Consider the following 19,774-nt stretch of genomic DNA (forward strand, 5'->3'; position numbering starts at 1 on the left):
GCCCAGTTCCGCCGCCTTGCCATCCGCTACGAACGACGGGCCGACATCCATCTGGCCTTCTCGACCCTGGCGGCCGCCCTCATCGTTTGGCGCTTCATCGAACGATGGTTTTGTTAGGCGCTCTTAGGCGGCTGGGTTGGGTCGGTAGCGGGAGGACCGCTTGGGGTGGTTTTCTGCCCGTCCGCTTCCGCCCGAAAAGAAGCGGAAGCGGACGTCCGAGGGTCGCGTCAGGCCGCGCGAACGGTGGCGAGGAAGCGTCCGACCTCGGCCGTCAGGTGCTCGGACTGGCGCGAGAGTTCCGACGCTGCCCCGAGCACTTGGCTTGCTGCCGCGCCGGTGTCCTCCGCCGCGCTCGCCACGCCGGCGATGTTGCCGGTCACCTCGCCAGTGCCAGCCGCCGCCTGGGCGACATTGCGCACGATCTCCTGCGTGGCCGCGCCCTGCTGCTCCACCGCCGCCGCAATCGAGGTGGCGGTGGTGCTGATGTCGCGGATCCGCTGCGTGATGTCGCCGATGGCCGCCACGGCCTGACCGGTCGACGCCTGGATCCGCCCGATCTGACCTGAGATCTCCTGGGTCGCCCGGGCCGTCTGGCCGGCCAGTTCCTTCACCTCGGCCGCCACGACGGCGAAGCCCTTGCCGGCTTCGCCGGCGCGGGCCGCCTCGATGGTGGCGTTGAGCGCCAGTAGATTGGTCTGGCCGGCGATCGACGAGATCAGTCCGACGACGTCGCCGATCCGCTCAACGGTGCTGCTCAGTTCAAGCACCAGTGCGCCAGCTTGGTCGGCCTCGGCCACAGCGTGCCGCGCGATGGCCGCGGAGCCGTCCACCTGCCGACCGATCTCTTGCACTGAGGAGCCCAACTCCTCGGCTGCTGCCGCGACGGTGTTGACGTTGCTGGCGGCTTCCTCCGCGGCGGCGGCCACGGCCGTCGACTGCGCGGCCGTCTCGGCTGCGGTGCCGCTCATCGCACCGGCCGTGGCCTGCAGTTCGGTTGCCGACGACGACACGGCGCCGATGATGCCGCCGACCGCGGCCTCGAAGCTGTCGGCCATCTGGCGCATGCCGGCCTTGCGCTGCTCCTCCGCGGCCAAGCGCGCCTGCGCCGTCTCAGCTTCAAGCACTTGCGTGCGGATAAGGTTGTCCTTGAACACCTGCACGGCCGACGCCATGGCACCGACCTCGTCCCGGCGGGCGCGATAAGGCACCGCGGCGGCCGTATCGCCGGCGGCCAGGACGGTCATCGTGCTCGTCATGGCCTGGATCGGCTGTGACACCCGGAGCAGCACGAACAGGGCCGCTGCTCCTGCAGCTGTCATGCTCAACCCAATCGCGATATAGGCCATCATCGTCGCGGACGCCGTTGCGGCTATGGCGCTTTCGGCATCGGCGTGGGCACTGCGTTCGATCAGGGCCACATCCTTGGCCAGCACGGCCCGCACGTCGTTGTAGAGGTTGATGTTGGCCGGCATGCTCATGAGCCGGGCGCCATCCGCGGCTTGGCCCGCCTCCGCGAGGCGCATAGCCTCGCGACCCATGGACTCGTAGCGGTTCCAAGCTGCGGCGAACGCATCGTAGAGGGCACGTTCCTCGGCGGAAGCGATCTTCTGCTCGTAGGCCTTGCGCGCGACGGAGAGTGCGTCGATCGCCTTATCGATCAATTCTTTATTTTCGACGCGCGACTCGGGACTGCCGGACATGGCGAGGGCACGCAATTGCTTGATCCGCACTTCCGAGGCTGCACCGCGGATGCTGGTGATCGCCACGACGGAGGGCAGCCGGTTCTCAGCGACACCGGTGACATCGGCGCGGATGCCGGCGAGTGTCGTGATTGAGAGGAGGCCTTGGCCGACAGAGAGGAGGGTGAGAAGCCCGAAGGCGGCAAGGAGCGACGCTTTGAGGGTCAGGCGCATGAGCGAATCCGAGCACGAGGCATCCCGGGCAACTGCACAAAGGCCCGCCCTGCAAAGGCGGTGAGCGGCCGCACGGGCAAGATGAGGCAAGCCTGAACCCTGTACCTCAGCGATCTAAGCCAAGTATTCAGGCATATGGTACATCGCAGCTCAAACGTTAACATTCATGCTCGTGATAACTCGCGAGACTGCAATCGAGATTCAATTTAAGGTGAACAACGAACGGTGGCGCACAATCTAACCGATAACGTTGTCTACTTGCGGTTGTATAATTTGGCTATGCTAGCCTATCTTCTGACCAGCCTCGATCAGCCCCCTGCTCGCTAGCATGGATAGCGTCGGCGCTACGCTGAGAGTGCCATCGGCGATTCAATCAGTTTCAGGCGCTCGGGGCGCCCGACCAGATACCCCTGGACGGCGTCGCAGCCCATCTGACGCATGAGTTGTAGCTGCGATGCCGTCTCCACGCCTTCGGCCAGGATCGCGACGTTCATCGTACGGGCGATATGCGTAATGCCCTCCAGCACCGCCATCGAGTGCCGGTCCGTCTCGGCGGTTGCCACAAAGGAGCGGTCCACCTTGATCCGGTCGAGCGGAAAGTCGCGCAGATGCGCCAGCGACGAGTACCCCGTGCCAAAGTCATCCATCGCCACCGTCACACCGAGGCGACGGATCGCCGTCAATATGTTGGCGATCTGCCGTCCGTCCTCGACGATCGCCGTCTCGGTCAATTCGATTTCTAATCGACGAGCGGACAGCCCACTTTGGGCCAACGCCTGCGTCAGTTGGGACAGCAAGAGTGGGGAACGGAACTGCACGGGTGAGACGTTGACTGCGACGTAGAGGTTGCTGGGCAACTGCGCTGCCTGCCGACAGGCTTCCTGCAGAACCCAGGCGCCGATCGCCACGATCTGCCCAGTCTCTTCCGCGAGCGGAATGAACTTGGCCGGAGAGACCATTCCGAGCGTCGGATGGGTCCAGCGGATCAACGCCTCGTATCCGATGACCCGATCGTCCGCGAGCGCTATCACCGGTTGGTAGGCCAGATGCATCTCGCCGCGCTCGATCGCAGTGCGCATGTCGGTCTCGAGCTCAATCCGTTCCGCGACCGTTTCCAGCATGCCAGGGGTATAGCAACTGATCCGACCGCGCCCCTTACGCTTCGACTCGTAGAGCGCGATATCGGAGAACTGCATCAGCTCACCCGCATCGCACGCATCGTCCGTGCAGCACAGCCCGACGCTACAGCCGATCGAAATCCTGACCTGATCGATCTGGAACGGGGTTGCGAGCGCTTCGATCACCTGGTTGGCGGCCGCAATGGCCTGTTCCTGATCGCCGTAGACAAGGATGGCCATCTCGTCGCCGCCGAGCCGCGCCACGAAGCCGTCTGGTCCGGCAACCTCGTTCAGCCGGTCGGCGACCTGGATCAGAAGCTGGTCGCCAGTCGCGTGGCCATAGGTATCGTTGACCTGCTTGAACCGGTCGAGGTCGATCAGCAGCAGCTTGAAGCGCTGCTTGGGGAAGAAGTCGTGTTCCATCCGCGAGGTTAGGGCGCGCCGGTTGGCGAGCTTGGTCAGAGGGTCGCAGAAGGCGAGCTCCGTAATCCGCCGCTGCGCTTCGCGGTCCGCAGTGACGTCGTCGAACGTGATGACCGTACCGCCTTCCATGGTGGGGCGGATCTCGACTTCCATGATGCGGCCGTCATCGAGGACGTAGTCAAACTGCGTGAAATTTTCGATCTGACGCCATGTCTCCAATAGCATGCGCGCCTGCTGACGCCGTGTTGCAGTCCAGCCATGGCGGTCACCGACGACTTCGATGATTTCGTCCGAGTTGAGTCCGGTCAGGTTGCTGTCTGGCGGAAGCCCGTAAATTTCGAGATAGCAACGATTGTACAAGCGAACGCGGTCGGTGTTGTCGAGATACACTAGACCGTTCGACATGTTGTCGAGGGCGGTCCGCAGCACCGTCGTGTGGGCAGCTTCCTGCGCGTCGAACCGCTGTGCCGTCAAAATCGTCAAAAAAGCTCCGAGGAACAGGACACCGGCGGCGACGGCCGTGAAGACGCTGAGCGTGGTATTTTCGTACGGACCACCATCGTATCCAGCGACGTGTCGGAGCGTCGTGCCGACAATGCCGACGAAGTGGGTTCCACCGACAGCCGAAGTGAAAAGAACGCAAACCATACGATTGGTGGCGGAGCGGGGTGGAAGACCGCTAGCCAGTGCGAGGCCGCAGGCGCCGATGCAGGCAGCCAGGATGGTCAAGGGTAAAGAGTGGCTCTGCATGCATCCCTGTATCGCCACCATGCCAGTGTAGTGCATGGCGGCGATACCGAGACCGGCTACCACTCCCGCTATAGCTCGAACGCGCCACGACGGAAGCAGCGGAGTAAGCGCCAGCGGCAGGCCGACAATCAGGATTGCGACAAGCGCTGAGAATGCCGTGGTACTGCCGGCGAAGCTCAACATCATGTCGGGTCGATAGCCCAGCATGGCGATGAAATGGGTGGTCCAGACACCGAGCCCGGCCACGATCGCCGTTCCCAGCAACCAACGATACCGGTGGGCTGGGCTGGCCTCTCTAGTCCGTTGCATCAAAGCGCCGACTAGCCATCCAGCAACGAGGCAGATGACGACGGCCGTAAGGACAAACCCTAGGGAATGGTCCTCGGCCAACTGAAAGGCGCCGTAGATCATCGCCACACTATGACGAGCGACCTCTCAATGCCGCATGAACGGGGGTGATGAAAAAACTATTGAGATTGCAAGTATATGGCTCCCGCGAGTATCCGGTGGAGCATCGACGACAACAATCAATATGTGTTCAATTCAAATTTTTGCGATCGAATTAGTTGCGTAGAAAAGAGGCAGTTCCTCAAAACGGCCGGGTGCCCAGAGAAGGAAGCACCGGTTTCGCTGTTTGGTTCAGACGCGTTGTACACCCAAGCCCCGGCAACGCTGTCGTTCCATAGCCTAAATTTTGAATTAATACTCGCTCGCAATGAGTCGAACGACAGGTTATTAATAAATTAATCTGTCGCACAGTTCCGTATAATTTCTATTCGTGCGGTGATTTGTCAGCTTTATTCCTGCTAAGGTTGAGTTGGTTGATGGACGGCCGCATCGTAGAAGCGCCGATCATCGTAACCGGCCACTCTACTAGGTCCGAGGCAGACCACCTCTAAGGCTTGGCAAGCGCATTGAGGACTACAGCAGAAGCATCGCGACTGCCGCACTCAGGTAGCCGATCCCGAGAGCCATAAAGACCGCCGAGGCGGTCAAGGGCGAACGGTCCCGGAAGCTGAGCGTTTTGGTCATGGGCACGCAAACTTCGCTTGGGCTCAATCGTTCCCGACTGAAAAAGTCTCGTGCCTTGTGTGGCTGCGGGGCCACGATCGAAGCCTGAGATGGCTGCTTTGGAGAAGCGCGGTGGGCGATCTGGGCAGCCGTGTTGGGTCGCTATCAGACTGCCTGCTCTGCCGAAGGACCAGCCACGGCTCGTTGCGGACGAATGGGCCGTTTGCCGCTAGATCATCCCTCATGACGGAATACACAGGCATCCACGTACGGCGCGCCGATCATGTCGGCTTCGCAGTCGCTTCCCTCGACGAGGCGCTTCGGTTCTGGGTCGATGGGCTCGGCGCGCGGCTCGTGCGGACGGGCGAGATGGGCGGAGAGTTCCTCGGTCAAGTAACCGGAGCGCATGGGGCGAAGGTGCGCATGGCAATCGTTTTGCTGACGGACCAGACGATCGAACTCCTAGAGTATCAGGGTCCGGAGCGACCGAGAGAACCAGCCAAGCCGTTCGACCCCGGCTTCGCGCATCTGGCCCTTGTCGTCGATGACATCGACGAGCTCCTGGCGCGGATCGCCGCCTACGGCTGGAAGGCGCAAGGCATTCCGCAGCAGATCGCGAGCGGTGCGCGCGCCGGAACGCGGGTGATCTACGCCGTTGGTCCTGACGGAGCGACGATCGAGTTCATGCAGCCTCCAGCTACGGCCCAAGGTCGCTGATCCCGCTAGGCCTCGGACTGCTTGCCACAACACGCCCAAGTCGCCCGATAAACGTCGAGTGGCTGCTTATGGGAAGCCATCATGGCGATGCAGGCGACTGGGTTGGGTCGCATCCGGAATGACCGGGGTGGGTGGATTTCTGTCGGTCCGCTTTTGGGCAAGGATGCATCGAAGCGGACGCAATGCCCGCGCTTACTCGCCCTCCAGACGGCAAAGCGTCATCCTTCCGCTTAGATGTCCCGCCCTTGATACATGTCAGGCGGAATGCGCCGTCTCTGCTGACTGAAAGCCCAGATGCGGCCGTCAATGGCGGCAAGCCCGCATCCAATCAGCGCCATGCCGATAAAGTGCTGCGGAGCAAGGCGCTCGCCCAACACCAATGAGCCCAGCAGGATGGCCGACACCGGGATCAGGAAGGTGACGAGCAGAAGGTTCGTCGCTCCAGCAGTCGCCAGGATGCGAAAGTACAGCACGTAGGCGAGCGCTGTAGACAGGACCGCAATACCGACGACTGCGCCCCACGCTGATGCGCTCGGTAGCGGCAAGGTCCAAGGGCGGTCCGCGACGAGGACGAGGGGCAGAAGCATGAACGCGGAGGCCGTCACCTGTCCTGTCGCCGTCGCGACCGGCGGAATGCCCATTCGCCGGAAGCGCCGCCCGAAGATACCGGCGAAGGCATAGGACAGGGCCGCGCCGAGCACGGCCACCTGTGCCAGGAGGTCGGTTCCGAGCCCCGCTAGAACGGCGGGTCCGACCATTACGGCTACGCCGACAAGCCCTACGAGCACGCCCACGAGCCGGTTGCCGGTCATCCTCTCGTCGGACGTGAAGACGTGGGCAGCGACGACCGTGAAGAGCGGTGTAGTCGCATTCAGGATGGCGGCAAGCCCTGACGCGATGTGGGTTTGGCCCCACACGATGAGGCAGAAGGGAATGGTGTTGTTGAGGAGGCCCATGCCGAAGAAGGCGGCCCATACCCGACCCGTGCGCGGCATCCTCAGGCCCAGGAGTGGCATGACGGCATTCAGGATCAGAGCAGCAAGCCCGACCCGCAAAAAAACGAGTGTGAACGGCGGAAGAGCAGAGAGCGCCACGCGTGTGAAGAAGAACGATCCTCCCCAGAGTACCGAGAGGCTGAGCAGCATCGCCCATTCGGACGCGGACATCGTGCGGTTCACGGGCGGCGGCATGGCGGACCTTTCGCGGGTTCGCTTCGTGCTACAATCTCGTCCGGGTGATGCGCTTCCCGTTTCCTGCTCTCCAATTCTCTGTCCGCTCACCACCTAGCGCGTGACAAGCCGGGCAGCCGACGAATGGCCGCTTGTGGGATGCTCTGGTCGTCATCGGGGCGACCGCATCGGGTCAGGATCAGAAGGACCGCTTGGGGTGGTGTCCTGCCGGTCCGCTGGTGGGCGGGACGGTATGAAAGCGGACCTCGTACCGAGCGCGCTCGCAGGCCGAAGGGGGATCCAAAGGAACCTTAAAATCGAGTTTGACCGCAAAAAACGGGATGCGCCGAGTGAGCTACTGAGGAGATTGCCAGGGACCACATCCAGGGTTCTCTCGATGCGACTGACGCCAACACTCCGTCTTCCGCCTGCCTTTCGCCGCCTCGCGTTTTCAAACCTCACGGCTCAACTATCCGAGCAACTCGCTCTTGCGGCAGCACCCCTCGTCGCAGTGCTGCTCCTCCAGGCTAGCCCGGCGCAGACGGGTTATCTGCAAACAGCGCAGACCCTCCCCTTCCTGCTTTTCTCAATGCTGGCCGGGGTCCTGGCCGATAGGATTTCGCGCCGCCGGCTGATGGTGGCTGCAGAGACCGTGCGCGCTCTATCCCTGATAGGGATCCTGATCTTGCTGTGTGGCGATCTGCTCGACCTTCGTCTTCTCGCGGCTGTAGGGTTCCTGGGCGCCATTGGCACCGTCGCGTACAGCGTCGCCGCGCCTGCGCTAATCCCGGCCCTGGTCCCGCGCGAGGGGTTCGTGGCTGCAAACCGGTGGCTGGAGCTTGCCCGCAGCCTCGCCTACGCCGCCGGGCCAGCCCTCGGCGGTCTTGTCGTGGGTGCCATGGGGGCTTCCGTCGCTTTCATGGTGGCGACCGCGCTCTCCCTCGTGGCGGTTCTGCTTTTGGCCGGTCTGCCGGAGCCCATCATGACCTCTCCGGTGCGACGGGCCGTGCTGCACGAGATCAAGGACGGAGCGACCTTTGTGCTCCGACATCCGCTTCTTCGGCCGGTGCTGATCACAGCAATGTTCTTCAACACCGCATGGTTCGTCTTGCAGGCCGTGTACGTGGCTTATGCCGTGACGTCGCTCGGGCTCAACGCCGCCGAGGTGGGCGCAACACTGGGCACCTACGGTGCTGGCATGGTGGTTGGGGCGCTGCTGGCTGGCCGGCTAGCCCGGCATCTCTCTTTCGGTAGTATGATCGCGGTTGGGCCGGCAGCCGGGCTTCTTGGGTCACTGCTCATGCTCACCACCCTTGCCTGCCCTTCCGGCCTCCTCGCAGGGCTATCGTTCTTCCTCTTTGGAGTGGGACCGATCCTCTGGACCATCACCACCACGACATTGCGGCAGGCCGTTACACCGGCCGGATTGCTCGGCCGGGTCTCGGGCTTTGTGATGACGGCGACCTTCGGCTCACGTCCGCTGGGCGCTGGGATCGGGGCACTGATGGCCGCGCAGTTCGGGGTTGGCGCATGCCTGCTCATGTCCGTAGTCGGCTTCGCCATTCAATTCCTTGTGCTATTTGCGTCTCCAGTGCGGCATCTTGTTCGCCAGCCGGACCCGACCCTCGCCTGACAGCCACCTGATCGCATCGGGGGCCTGCCGATGCGATCAAGGTCCGCCTTACCAAAGCCCAAGGCGGCACACATTTGCGGATGGTCCGCTTTCGGGGATCAACGATGGCCTCCGATGCGTCTCAAAAGGGTCGCTATCAGAAGGACCGCTCTGGGTGGAAAGCTGTTAGTCCGCTTTCAGGTGTCAAAATCACGAAGCGGACGTCTCGCGCTCGGCAGGCTGGGACTATGATCAGCATGATCGCTGATGAGCACGACCCCATACTGATGGGCTGCCTCCCGTCTGTAGCAATTCTCCGGAAAGCATGGGCTCTGACAAAAGCCATAGCCTGCAACTCTCGGCTATTTGATCGAGGCGATTGGCCGACAATTTCAATAAGATATACTCGTTGTGGGTGAGATCGGGGCGCGTCGCTAACGGTTCTTAGAGCGTCGTCCCGAACCGGAATGCTCGGCCAATCCTCGGCGCGCAAGCTCACTGCAGACGGCGCAAATGTCGTCGATGGGAGCCGAACTAGGGCGGCCGGACCGGATCTTGATCACCCACGCACTCATGAATTCGTCATCCAGGACGGCCAACACTCTGCGTTCGTCCACCGTGAGTGGGTGCTCGACGCCCTCGCCATCGACAAGTTGATCCATGGGGGCGCGTGGCATTGCCGGCATGCGCAGCTACGGCACACTGGGGAAGTCGTACAGCTCAGCCGGGTTCTGAACGAGAATGCGCCTGCGCACGCCCTCATCCGGCGCCCATGCGCTGAGGAGATCGAACAGTTGTGCGTCGTCGGGCTTGGTCGTCTCGGTCGCATGGGGCCAGTCGCTACCCCAGACCATCCGCTCGGGCGCGATCCGCGCCAATTCCCGCGCGACGGCTGATGCATCCGGGTATTCGGGTCCGCCCTGTCGGGTGTTCAGGTATGGGCCGGACAGCTTGACCCATGTGTTGCCGCGGCCGAGGAGCCGGGACAGCGTGGCGAAGCTTGGATCCTCGACGCCGCCGGGTTGGGCAACGCGGCCCATGTGATCGAAGGCGATCCGTACGGGAAGCCGCGCAAGGAGAGACTCGGCCTCCGCCATCGCTCGGCCGGGCATATGGAATTGGATGTGCCAGCCGAACGGCTTGATGCGCGCGGCGAGCGGCTCCGCCATTTCGAGAGATGTCGCGCCGGCCTGGACGAGATTGAAGCGGATGCCTCGAATGCCGAGCCCGTGCAGGCGCTGTAGTTCCGCATCGGTGACAGCGGTATCGACGACGGCGATGCCACGTGCATCGGAGCCCATCTCGGCCATGCCGGCCAGCGTGACCTGGTTGTTTGTACCATAAGCCGAGGGCGTGACGACGACGTTCCGCTGAAGTCCCAGCCGGCGCTGGATCTTCCGGTAGTCGTCAGGGAACGCATCTGGGTGCAGCACGGGGGCGCCCGGGACGGTGGCTACCCGCTTGTCGAAGAAATGCATGTGACAGTCGGTGGCACTGGCGATTGCCGGGGTGCGCGGGGGTTCGGAGCCTGCCGAGTACGGGTAAGCCTCGGCGGCCGAGGCGGCCCTTGGGATCGCCGCGCTGAGCGCAAGACCGCCTCCGAACGTGAGCAGGTCACGGCGGCTGGCATCAACCCTGAAGGATGAGGACATAATCGCGTTCCTTGACTTCGATTGGATCTGGAGGGGCCGCCCGCGGCTGAACGGCTATCGGGCGGTGTCGCCTGCCTGGATTGCGTCGATGGCCGCCCGGTAGTCCGATGGCTCGATGCCGTTGAGCTTCTCCTTGAGTCCCAGGCTGTCCTTCCAGCGCAGGCGGGCCACGACGGCGCGCGCCATCACCGGATCGACGCCGGCATCCGCTACGGCTTCGGCGGACATCTCCAGTTCCTCGGCGCGGCGCTTGGCGTGGATCACGCCGGACGGGATCAGCGCCTCGACGGTGTCCATCCAGGGCCGCGCCAGCGTCTTGCACGCGGACGCCAGCACGATCTCGTCCACCCCATAATGCCGGGCGGCGAGCAGCATCTCGTCGGTCAGCGCCTCGATGCCCTTGATCAGGACCGAGCGCAGGATCTTGATCCCCGACGCGGTGCCGAGCTTATCGCCGACGAAGCTCAGGTTCATGCCGAAGGGGTTGAGGAGGTCCCGCACGCGCTCGCCGGCTGCGCCGCTCACGAGGATGGGCATGGCGTAGCCGTTCTTCGGGGTGCCTTCGATGGATCCGTCGCCCAGGAGCGCGCCGCTGTCGGCCAGCTGTTCCGCGACGCCGACCTTGATCTTGGGAGTGGCCGAAGCGAAGTCGATGAAGGTGTGCCGGTCGCTGAGACAGCCGACGAAAGCCGTGGCGCTGTCGTGCGAGGCCGAGCCCGGCGTGACGCTGACGATCAGGTCGGCTGCATCCGCCAGTTCTTGGTTCGAGCGCACGAGGGATACACCGGCATCCTGTGCCCGCCGCTGGATCAAGTCGGCGTAGGGGCCGTCGAAGGCATACTTGTCGTAGGCCGTGACCTGCTGCAGGCCGGCTTCACGCAGACCGCGCGCCAGGGTGCTTCCGATCTCGCCGTAGCCGACGAGGCCAAGCCGAAACTGTTGTTGCGTCGTCATTGTTCTGTCCTCCCTCTCATCGATGCTTTGCTTCTGTTTTCACGATCGCGTGGCACGTCAGGCAGCCGCGCGTTTAGGGACGCTGACAGTCGACACGACGTCGAGCAGTGCCTCGACCGGATGAGCCAACCGGATGTCGTCGATCAGCTTGATTTGAGACCGGCAGGAGTACCCATCGGCGAGCAAGCGGCCGGAGGTGCCGGCGCGGCCGATAAGGGCGGCCCAGCTGAGCCCGTAGATGTGCTCCGACATCGCCCGGTGCTCGCTCTCGTGGCCGTAGGTCCCGGCCATGCCGCAACAGCCCGACGGCAGGATGGTGAGACGGTGGCCCAGACGGGTGAACACCGTCTGCCAGTCGCGCAGGCCGGCGGTCGCGGTGGTCCGCTCGGTGCAATGGGGCAGTAGTTGGAACTCGGTCGGCATGCCCGCCGCCGGCCGTCGCTCAAGGTGCCGGGCCAGCCATTCTTGAACGAGCTGGACCCGCGGTGCCCGGTCGACACCGAGCGCACCGACATACTCGGCCCGGTAGGTCAGAGTCATCGACGGATCGAGGCCGACGAGGTCCACCTCGGTCTCGGCCAGGGACCGCAGCATCGCGGCATTGCGATGGGCTTGGCGTTCGAAGGCACCCAGGAAGCCATGGGCGTGCAGGGGCTTGCCGTTGGGTAGGAAGGAGGCCAGCCATGGCCGGAAGCCAAGCCGGCCCAGCAGGTCGAGCAGCGCGAGGACCAGCGGCGTCTCGTAGTGGGTGGTGAACGCGTCCTGGACCACCACCACGCTGCGCGCGCGCTCCTCCGGCGAAAGCGCGCGGAGGGCTTCCGGGCTCGCCACCTCGACACCTCGGCGCCGAGCTTCCGCGACCAGGTCGATGCCGGACAAGGCCGGCATGGCGGTCAGGCCGAACGCATGAGCCAGCCGGGTCCCGACGCGAGAGGTGGTCAAGGCGTTGGCGAGACGGGGTGCGCGGGCGGCGAGCGGGAGGAGCCGTTCGATCAGTCCGACGACGTGGTCGCGTGGACGACGCAGGTAGCGGCCATGATAGAGTTCGAGGAACTTCGCCCGGAAGGTCGGCACGTCGACCTTGATCGGGCATTGGCCGACGCAGGACTTGCACGCCAGGCAGCCGTCCATCGCCTCCTTGACGGCGTGCGAGAAGTCCGGCTCTCGCGACAGGCTGGCCCGTAGCCTGGCCGGGAATGCGAGCCAGCCCCGGCTGCGCCGCTGACGCAGGCTCTCGTCGAGAGGATCGACCCCCTCGGCGGCCAGCCGCCGCAGCCACTCACGCATCAGCTGCGCCCGGCCCTTCGGGGAGTGTCGCCGCTCGCGCGTGCCCTTCCAGGACGGACACATCGCGTCGTTCGGGTCGTAGTTGTAGCAGGCCCCGTTGCCGTTGCAGTGCAGCGCCTCGTCGAACCCTGCCCGCACCGCGGCCGGGATGGTCCGGTCGAACCCGCCCTTGGTCGGCACCCCGTCAACGGTGAGGAGTTTTGCGCCTCCCGGGGCTGCGATCTTGCCGGGATTGAACTGGTTGCGCGGGTCGAAGGCGAGCTTGATCCGTTGCAGGGCGGGGTAGAGCGGCCCGAACACCTGCGGCGAGAACTCGGAGCGCACGCCCTTGCCATGCTCGCCCCAGAGCACCCCTCCGTATTTCCGGGTCAGGGCGACGACCTCCTCGGTGATCTCCCGGACCAGCGCCTCAGCCCCCTCCGCCTTCATGTCGATGGCGGGCCGCACGTGCAGCACACCGGCATCGACGTGACCGAACATGCCGTAGACGAGACCACGCCGGTCGAGGGCGGCGCGGAATTCGGCGATGTAGTCGGCTAGGTTCTCGGGCGGGACGGCGGTGTCCTCGACAAACGGGATCGGCCGCGCGTCGCCCTGCATGTTGCCGAGCAGGCCGACCGCCTTCTTGCGCATGCCCCAGATCCGGGTGACCGCGTCGGTCGCCTCCGGCGGAGCTACCCGCACGCCGTCTCCCTCGGCCTCGTCGCCGTCCTCGGCGAGGCGCTGGCTGCCCTGGGCGCCCGCTCCGAAGGCGCGAACCGCATCCTGCTGTTGCGACGCCGGATCGACCGCGGACTCGCGCGCCACGGTGAAGCCGCGGCGGCCGCTGGTCCGGCCGTCACGGGCCAGCCTGTCGGTGACGACGGCGAGCCGCGCGTCGAGGCCCGCCCCGGTATCGGCCAGCAGCTCGACCAGGTTGACGCCCTCGGCCGGGCCCTCGGGGTCGTCGGGGAAGTAGGCGCTGACCTCGGGCCAGACGATGTCGCCGCGGGCGAGCGCGAGGACCCGCGAGTCCACGGTCTCGATGGAGGCCGCGCCGAGGGCGACGAGCGCGTGGGCATCCCGGAGAGCCGCGTCGAAGCTGTCGTAGCGGACGTTGATGAGGGCGGCGTGGCGCGGGATCGGCAGCACGGACAGCTCGGCCTCGGCGATCAGGCCGAGGGTGCCTTCCGAACCGCACAGCACCGCGTTGAGGTTGAACAGACCCCCATCGTGGCGCACGTGGGCGAGGTCGTAGCCGGTGAGGCAGCGGTTGAGCTTGGGGAAGCGTTCCGCGATCAGGGCGGCATTAGTCGTGACGACGTCGTCCACGACCCGATGGATCTCGCCGACACGGTCCGTCCGAGCCGCCACGGCGGCGAGGTCAATCGCCGCGAGGGGCGCCGAGGTCCACAGGGTTCCGTCGCTCAGAACCATCGTCAGCGCGCGCACGTGATCCCGGGTCTTGCCGTAGAGGCAGGACCCCTGGCCGCAGGCGTCGGTGGAGATCATCCCGCCGATGGTGGCGCGGTTGGAGGTCGAGAGTTCCGGGGCGAAGAACAGTCCATGCGGCTTCAGGGCCGCGTTGAGCTGGTCCTTCACCACGCCCGGCTCGACCCGCGCCGTGCGCCGCTCCGGGTCGATCTCCAGGATGCGGTTCATGTGCCGGGAGACGTCGACCAGCAGGCCGCCCGAGAGCGACTGGCCGTTGGTGCCCGTGCCGCCGCCGCGCGGCGAGACCTGCACCGCGGCGAAGCGCGGTTCGTCGAGGAGCTTGCCGATGCGCACGAGGTCGTCGCGGTCCCGGGGGAAGGCCACGGCCGCCGGTTGGACCTGATAGATCGAGTTGTCGGTGGACAGCACGGTCCGGTCCGCGCCGCCGCCGGAGAGCTCGCCCGCGAAACCGCGGATCCGCAGCTCCGCGAGGAAGGCGGCGTAGAGGGGCGCAGGGGCCGGCAGGTCGGTCAGGGCGGGGATCATGGCGTGCTCGTGGGAAGGCGCATGCCGGGAGGGGTTGGCCGGGGGCGGAACCGCCGCGGGATGGCGGCGGTGCCAGTCTGCGTAGGCCGCCGCCTAGGGGGTCGTGACCTGGGCGTCGCGCTCGACCGGCTCGACGACCAGCAGCATCACCGCCAAGGCCAGGAGCGACGAGGCGCCGAGGAACAGGAAGACGGCATCCCAGCTGTAGGCGTCGAGGAGCAGCCCCGTCAGGAAGGGGAACAGCGCGCCTCCGGCCTGTCCGCCGGTGTTCACCACCGATACGGCCAGCGGATAGGCGTCCTTCGTCGTCAGACCGGCCGGATACACCGTGAAGGAGGAGTAGCCCACATTCAGCAGGAAGCCGGTGAGGAACAGCAGGAACGCGAGAGTCACCGGCTCGTTCGGCGCGTGGATCAGCGCGTACATCATGAACACGGTCGAGATCGTGCTGATCAGGATTGTCGGCTTGCGCCGCTTGCCGACGACCCGGTCTGAGAACAGGCCGCCCATGATGTTGCCGAGCACGCCGCCGATGAAGGGGGCCGAGGCGACGAACCCGACATTCATCAGCGAGAACTGCTTGACGGTGGTCAGGTAGGTCGGAAGCCACGCGAGGATGACGTTGATGATGCCGGTCATCATCAGATAGCCGATGGCCAGCCCCCAGATGTTGCCGGACCTGAACGTCTCCTCGGCCGTGGCGATGGGTCGGACCGAGCGACCCCGGATGATGCGGTCGAGGCGCGTGAAGCGCGGCGTTCCGAACGAAGTCGGGGTCGCCGGCGTGCGGCGTGCGGGCGTGGCCGGAAGGCCGCTGCCGATATGGGCCGCCTCGGCCGGGGACACGAAGCGGCTGCGGGCCGGCTCATCGACCACCAGGAAGTACCAGAGCACAGCAAAGACCAGTCCCGGCAGCGCACAGATGAAGAAGACGTACTGCCAGCCGAGGGTGGCGATGATCAGCGCGCCGAGCGGCGGCACGATGACGGGACCGAACTTGGCGGCCGCGAGGAAGAGGCCGACGGCGGTGCCCTTTTCCTGGGCCGGGAACCAGCGGTTCATGGTCGAGAGCATCGTGACCGGCAGGGGCGCCTCGGCGACGCCGAGGGCGAGCCGGTTGAGCTTCATCGCAAGCGCCGAGCCCGTCGTGCCCATGAGGCCCGTGAATAGCGAGGTCAGGATCATGAATATCGGGAAGACGATCCGCGTGCCAAGGCGCTTCACCAACAGGCCGGCGGGGATCTGCATGACCGCGTAGCCCACGAAGAACAGGCTGACGACCGCGCCGGCCTCCGTGTTGGTCATCGCGAACTCCTTCTTCACGAAGGGGAGCACGATCCCGATGTTGGCGCGGTCTGCCGCGGCCAGGGTGTAGACGATGAAGATGAGCCCCATGACGACCCAGCGATATCGGGTCATCCGCTCCGTCACGGGAACCGCTCCCGCAGTGGCTGCGCCTTTGGCCATATCCGTTTCCTCCGTAAGGGCACCACGCATCGTTCGAGCACGTTGACTGTGCTCGGGATCCATCGAATGGGATCTGTTGTTCGCTGCGAGGCGATGAGATTTTAGACGAGCTTAGTCGTAGGTATTTTGATCGCTTCTTTTAGAAGCAATCAGTTTTTCTGCCGAATAGAAATGGATCCGGCGCGTGATCGGCTCTAATATTGGGGTTCTTAGACGGACCTACTTGGCGTAGGCGCCCTTGTAGGTCCCGTCGCGCACGCTTTCGAGGATCGCCTCTTCTTTGGCCTCCTGCTGCCTCACGGCGCGAAGCAGTTCCTCAGCGATAGCGGGCGGAAATGCCACCACGCCATCCTCATCGCCCACGACGATATCCCCTGGCTGGACGATCATCCCTCCGACCGCGACCGGCACACCCATTTGACCGGGACCGTTCTTGTAGGGACCGCGGTGGATCGCTGCGCGGGCAAAGACCGGGAAGTCCGAGCGTGCCAGGGTGCCCGCGTCGCGGATCGCACCATCGATGACCAAACCCGCTGCGCCCCGTCGTTCCGCGATTTCGGCCATGATCTCGCCGACCAGGGCCCGGCTCGTGTCGCCGCCTCCGTCGATTACCAGGACATCCCCAGGCCGGAACGCGTCGAGGGCTTGGTGGATCACACGGTTGTCCCCCGCAGCGGTTCTAACGGTGAAGGCCGGTCCGACCATGAGGCCACCCTTGTGGAACGGGCGCAGGCCAATAGCTCCGGGCAGCCGCTCCAAGTTGTCGCTGATCACGGCCGTCGCCACGCCCGCAAACATCTGCGCCGGGCTTACCCCAGCTGCATGCTCTCCGTCCTGCATTGGCTCCTCCCACTGATTCCCGATACGTACAATAAAAATACATTTCTTGCAATGCAGCTCACGCTAAACGGTCGACGGTAACCGCAAAGCGTACATTTTTCGTACATTCTGCTGACCCGGCTTGCCGATGGCTCCTGTCGTTCGCTAAGCTCGCGTTTCAGACCGGAGGGACGATCACACATGGCGGAGGGACAGGACCGCGCGTACGACGCGCTACGTCTCAGGGTGGTCAGCGGTCACTACGCGCCGGGCTTTCATCTCCGCGAAGAGCCCCTTGCGATGGAATTCAAGCTCAGCCGGAGCCCGATCCGAGCAGCTCTTCGCAGGCTCGTCGAGGACGGTTTGGCGACGACTGATGCTGGGCAAGGCATCCGCGTGGCCGAGTGGGGCGACGCCGATGTCGAGGAGACCTTTCGACTACGGATCCTGCTCGAAGCCCATGCGACCGAGCTGGCCGTGGCGCGCGGCGGCAGTGCACTGGTAGAGCAACTGGAGGACTGTAATCGAAGGATGGCGGCTGCAATCGCTGCGGGTGGCGACGCTGCCGTCACCGCCATCCAGGCTATCAACCGGGATTTCCACCGCACGCTCCTGGCCTTCGCCGGTTCTCCTCGGCTCCGCCTGATCCTGGAACCGATGATCGACATGCCCGTGGTGATCCGGTCCTTCTACCTCTACACGCCGGCGGAACTCCTCCAGAGCCTTCACCATCACGAGGACATCGTCATGGCGGCGCGCCTTCAGGACGCGGAGTTGGGGCGGCGGGCGATGCAGCTTCACCTGAAGATGTCGCAGGCCCGTGTTCAACACCACAGAGTTGCCTGGCGACAATCCGCAAAAGAACCAGGAATGGTCAGGAGCTTCGACCCGCGCCCCGAAGCCGTCGCGTAGATATCCCGAGACGGCGCCCTGTCGGGCGCCAAGATCGGCCATGGCCGAAGGCGGGATGACTGGGTTGCGGATAGCGGAAGACATCCTGCCAACGCTCATTGCAGGATAGACATTCCGTTAGTCTGCTTTGGGGAAGCTATAAGATTGATCTGAGGGTCCGGGTTGGGTCGCCTGCGGAAGGTCCGCTTGTAGATAGGGGGCGGATCATTGACAGCTGGGCAGATCAGGATGGCGCGGGGCTTCTTACGCTGGTACGTGGTCGACTTGGCAGCTGCGTCGGGAGTTTCAGCTGCTACGATACACCGGATGGAAGGTGTCGAAGGAGTGCCAAACTCACTTGCTGATAATCTCACAGAGCTAAACCAAACCTTTGAAAGTAAATGGCTAGAATTTATCTCAGAAGATAGTATAGGTGCTGGTGCAGGCGTCAGGCCGCGTAAAAAGTCATGAATTACAGCCTCGAATTCGATTCTAAGAATATCGGTGGCGCTGGGATCCAGATTCGGGAGAGGAAGACGCCATGAGCAAGCGACGGGGCGGAAAGAACGCGGATCCTCACCGCCAGCCCATGCCGAACGAAGCGCTAGCAGCCTACGTGTCTCTCGGGCGGCAACTTGCGACCAAAATGGCAGAGACCAACTTTCGCACTCTCACGGCCGAGCCTGGATGGACGGCAGCACAGGTGGAGGTAGCCACCGAGCACGCGATTGCCCGTATGGACATCGGTGCCCGCGATCTACTGAACGAAAAGGGTGCCGACCACGGCGCTGAGCATTGGCAGGCGATCTGGACGGCGATGGAGGGATGTTACCGCGAAACGACGGCAGCACTCCTAGATGGCGCAAGCGTTCGGGGACGGGATCCACTCCAATGAAGGGAGGTCGGGCTGGCATCCGGTTCTGGGAACGGAAGGCACCGTGACACGCATCGGGGGCAACGCAACTCCGCCGCGACGGCAGGGCAGAGCGATGCCGCACTGGCTCGCATTCGCGATCACCACCGTGGCTTTCGCCTCACCGGTAACGGTCCTGCTGCTGCTGACGTCCCCCTTCCTGTTTCAGCAGACGGACTTCCTGTTGGGTGATATTGAGCTGATTGGTTTGGTGAGCGTGTCCGTCGTGATCGGCGCTGTTCTGACCGATCTTCTGCATAATACTCAAAGCGCGAACAAATGAGCCGACCCAACGCCTCTCAAATTCGGCTCTTGTCGTTCCTGGCTATAGTACCGGGCGCAGGCTTCGTAAATCTGACTCAGATTGATCAGGCTCGGCAAATCCGGTCAGGCGACGACCTTTTCGTGCCATCGCTGGTCGCCCGTGGCTGGGGGGAAATGGGAACTGAGGAGCGCGCCGCCGTGCGCATTACTGAAGCTGGGCGCGCCGTCCTGATCGATCCAGAGAGCGCTATCCCACTGAAGTGGAAGGCGTAAGCGCCGAAACTTGCGCCTCTTGCTGCCGACATACTCCAAGGCGCTTACGTGATTGTGATGTGTCGAAATACCGAATTTTGTATGCGGCTTGAAACCTGTATGTGCCTTCGTCCGTACCGCGGGGCATGAGCAACCGACCCGACCTCTACAACCCGCTCCTCCATGCCATTGCGACCGTTCTGGAAGTGCCGGTGACGGCGTTTCTCAGCGATCCCCTAGGAGATGAAGGTGGAGATGTGATCGCTCTTCTACGGGCGTGGGCAGCCATTGACGACGCGCAGGGGCACCGCCGGGTTCTCAACGCTGCGCTGCGCGAGGCGGATCGCTCGTCAGAGAGTTCGGGTGCATTGGCCGAGAATGTCACGCCGCTCCCCCCAAATCACGATTGATCCCTCGGGTCGGCAAAGGTGCTACTAACTGTCGGAGCCGGGCAATCGCCTTTGAGCCGTGGCGCCGACTTAGAGGCTCTAACAAAACCGGGTTTGGCGCGTTGAGTGAAGATGGCGAGACCGCTCCTTCCCGATGGCCTGTGGGCCGAGATCGCACCGCTGCTGCCGCCTGAACGGGCCAAGCCGAAGGGCG

General features: G+C 64.2%; 15 protein-coding genes and 2 pseudogenes. 9 read left to right on the forward strand and 8 right to left on the reverse strand.

What is annotated here, in order from left to right; all coding sequences use genetic code 11:
- Positions 1 to 117: pseudogene (locus AAHF99_RS26590) on the forward strand (IS5/IS1182 family transposase); the annotation flags it as partial.
- Positions 118 to 227: 110 nt separating this feature from the next.
- Here the strand turns inward: AAHF99_RS26590 and AAHF99_RS26595 are convergent.
- Complete coding sequence (locus tag AAHF99_RS26595) at positions 228 to 1,913, reverse strand: methyl-accepting chemotaxis protein (protein ID WP_342167344.1); 1,686 nt, start codon at positions 1,911 to 1,913, stop codon at positions 228 to 230.
- Between the two features lie 344 nt (positions 1,914 to 2,257).
- Positions 2,258 to 4,615 (reverse strand): bifunctional diguanylate cyclase/phosphodiesterase, encoded by a 2,358-nt coding sequence (locus tag AAHF99_RS26600; protein ID WP_342167345.1) that lies wholly within the window; start codon positions 4,613 to 4,615, stop codon positions 2,258 to 2,260.
- Positions 4,616 to 5,458: 843 nt separating this feature from the next.
- Between AAHF99_RS26600 and AAHF99_RS26605 the strand changes: the two genes are divergently transcribed.
- Complete coding sequence (locus AAHF99_RS26605; RefSeq protein WP_342167346.1) at positions 5,459 to 5,932, forward strand: VOC family protein; 474 nt, start codon at positions 5,459 to 5,461, stop codon at positions 5,930 to 5,932.
- 230 nt (positions 5,933 to 6,162) lie between these two features.
- Here the strand turns inward: AAHF99_RS26605 and AAHF99_RS26610 are convergent, their stop codons facing one another.
- Positions 6,163 to 7,122 carry a DMT family transporter gene (locus AAHF99_RS26610; protein ID WP_342167347.1) on the reverse strand — a complete coding sequence of 320 codons (960 nt, stop codon included), beginning with the start codon at positions 7,120 to 7,122 and terminating at the stop codon, positions 6,163 to 6,165.
- 376 nt (positions 7,123 to 7,498) lie between these two features.
- Between AAHF99_RS26610 and AAHF99_RS26615 the strand changes: the two genes are divergently transcribed.
- Positions 7,499 to 8,734 carry an MFS transporter gene (locus tag AAHF99_RS26615; RefSeq protein WP_342167348.1) on the forward strand — a complete coding sequence of 412 codons (1,236 nt, stop codon included), beginning with the start codon at positions 7,499 to 7,501 and terminating at the stop codon, positions 8,732 to 8,734.
- 671 nt (positions 8,735 to 9,405) lie between these two features.
- Here the strand turns inward: AAHF99_RS26615 and AAHF99_RS26620 are convergent.
- The 5 genes from AAHF99_RS26620 to AAHF99_RS26640 all read right to left on the reverse strand — a co-directional run bounded on the left by AAHF99_RS26620 (position 9,406) and on the right by AAHF99_RS26640 (position 16,872).
- Positions 9,406 to 10,365 carry an amidohydrolase family protein gene (locus AAHF99_RS26620; protein WP_342167349.1) on the reverse strand — a complete coding sequence of 320 codons (960 nt, stop codon included), beginning with the start codon at positions 10,363 to 10,365 and terminating at the stop codon, positions 9,406 to 9,408.
- Between the two features lie 54 nt (positions 10,366 to 10,419).
- Positions 10,420 to 11,343, reverse strand: a complete 924-nt coding sequence (locus AAHF99_RS26625) for an NAD(P)-dependent oxidoreductase (RefSeq protein ID WP_412759964.1) — start codon at positions 11,341 to 11,343, stop codon at positions 10,420 to 10,422.
- A 33-nt stretch (positions 11,344 to 11,376) separates the two neighbouring features.
- The gene (locus tag AAHF99_RS26630; RefSeq protein ID WP_342167351.1) at positions 11,377 to 14,565 is read right to left on the reverse strand and encodes an FAD-binding and (Fe-S)-binding domain-containing protein; all 3,189 of its coding nucleotides are present in this window, start codon (positions 14,563 to 14,565) and stop codon (positions 11,377 to 11,379) included.
- 93 nt (positions 14,566 to 14,658) lie between these two features.
- Positions 14,659 to 15,984: an MFS transporter gene (locus AAHF99_RS26635; protein WP_342167352.1), complete on the reverse strand. Its 1,326-nt coding sequence runs from the start codon at positions 15,982 to 15,984 to the stop codon at positions 14,659 to 14,661.
- 267 nt (positions 15,985 to 16,251) lie between these two features.
- Complete coding sequence (locus AAHF99_RS26640) at positions 16,252 to 16,872, reverse strand: RraA family protein (protein ID WP_342167353.1); 621 nt, start codon at positions 16,870 to 16,872, stop codon at positions 16,252 to 16,254.
- 180 nt (positions 16,873 to 17,052) lie between these two features.
- Here AAHF99_RS26640 and AAHF99_RS26645 point away from each other — a divergent pair, with 180 nt between their 5' ends.
- From AAHF99_RS26645 to AAHF99_RS26670, 6 genes and pseudogenes are all read left to right on the forward strand, one after another.
- Positions 17,053 to 17,763 (forward strand): GntR family transcriptional regulator, encoded by a 711-nt coding sequence (locus AAHF99_RS26645; RefSeq protein ID WP_342167354.1) that lies wholly within the window; start codon positions 17,053 to 17,055, stop codon positions 17,761 to 17,763.
- Between the two features lie 306 nt (positions 17,764 to 18,069).
- On the forward strand, positions 18,070 to 18,213 hold the full coding sequence (locus AAHF99_RS26650) for a hypothetical protein (RefSeq protein WP_342167355.1): 144 nt from the start codon (positions 18,070 to 18,072) through the stop codon (positions 18,211 to 18,213).
- 70 nt (positions 18,214 to 18,283) lie between these two features.
- Complete coding sequence (locus AAHF99_RS26655; RefSeq protein ID WP_342167356.1) at positions 18,284 to 18,637, forward strand: hypothetical protein; 354 nt, start codon at positions 18,284 to 18,286, stop codon at positions 18,635 to 18,637.
- Positions 18,638 to 18,680: 43 nt separating this feature from the next.
- Complete coding sequence (locus tag AAHF99_RS26660) at positions 18,681 to 18,938, forward strand: hypothetical protein (RefSeq protein ID WP_342167357.1); 258 nt, start codon at positions 18,681 to 18,683, stop codon at positions 18,936 to 18,938.
- Between the two features lie 379 nt (positions 18,939 to 19,317).
- The gene (locus AAHF99_RS26665) at positions 19,318 to 19,581 is read left to right on the forward strand and encodes a hypothetical protein (RefSeq protein ID WP_342167358.1); all 264 of its coding nucleotides are present in this window, start codon (positions 19,318 to 19,320) and stop codon (positions 19,579 to 19,581) included.
- Between the two features lie 111 nt (positions 19,582 to 19,692).
- Positions 19,693 to 19,774 (forward strand): annotated as a pseudogene (locus AAHF99_RS26670) (IS5/IS1182 family transposase); the annotation flags it as partial.

It is taken from the genome of Methylobacterium litchii (assembly GCF_038442315.1).
Taxonomy (GTDB): domain Bacteria; phylum Pseudomonadota; class Alphaproteobacteria; order Rhizobiales; family Beijerinckiaceae; genus Methylobacterium; species Methylobacterium litchii.

Excerpts from the sequence above, each read along its gene's own strand:
- AAHF99_RS26595 (WP_342167344.1), bottom strand. The coding sequence starts at position 1,913 with ATGCGCCTGACCCTCAAAGCGTCGCTCCTTGCCGCCTTCGGGCTTCTC.
- AAHF99_RS26600 (WP_342167345.1), bottom strand. The coding sequence starts at position 4,615 with ATGATCTACGGCGCCTTTCAGTTGGCCGAGGACCATTCCCTAGGGTTT.
- AAHF99_RS26605 (WP_342167346.1), top strand. The coding sequence starts at position 5,459 with ATGACGGAATACACAGGCATCCACGTACGGCGCGCCGATCATGTCGGC.
- AAHF99_RS26610 (WP_342167347.1), bottom strand. The coding sequence starts at position 7,122 with ATGCCGCCGCCCGTGAACCGCACGATGTCCGCGTCCGAATGGGCGATG.
- AAHF99_RS26615 (WP_342167348.1), top strand. The coding sequence starts at position 7,499 with ATGCGACTGACGCCAACACTCCGTCTTCCGCCTGCCTTTCGCCGCCTC.
- AAHF99_RS26620 (WP_342167349.1), bottom strand. The coding sequence starts at position 10,365 with ATGTCCTCATCCTTCAGGGTTGATGCCAGCCGCCGTGACCTGCTCACG.
- AAHF99_RS26630 (WP_342167351.1), bottom strand. The coding sequence starts at position 14,565 with ATGATCCCCGCCCTGACCGACCTGCCGGCCCCTGCGCCCCTCTACGCC.
- AAHF99_RS26635 (WP_342167352.1), bottom strand. The coding sequence starts at position 15,984 with ATGACCCGATATCGCTGGGTCGTCATGGGGCTCATCTTCATCGTCTAC.
- AAHF99_RS26640 (WP_342167353.1), bottom strand. The coding sequence starts at position 16,872 with ATGCAGGACGGAGAGCATGCAGCTGGGGTAAGCCCGGCGCAGATGTTT.
- AAHF99_RS26645 (WP_342167354.1), top strand. The coding sequence starts at position 17,053 with ATGGCGGAGGGACAGGACCGCGCGTACGACGCGCTACGTCTCAGGGTG.
- AAHF99_RS26650 (WP_342167355.1), top strand. The coding sequence starts at position 18,070 with ATGGAAGGTGTCGAAGGAGTGCCAAACTCACTTGCTGATAATCTCACA.
- AAHF99_RS26655 (WP_342167356.1), top strand. The coding sequence starts at position 18,284 with ATGAGCAAGCGACGGGGCGGAAAGAACGCGGATCCTCACCGCCAGCCC.
- AAHF99_RS26665 (WP_342167358.1), top strand. The coding sequence starts at position 19,318 with ATGAGCAACCGACCCGACCTCTACAACCCGCTCCTCCATGCCATTGCG.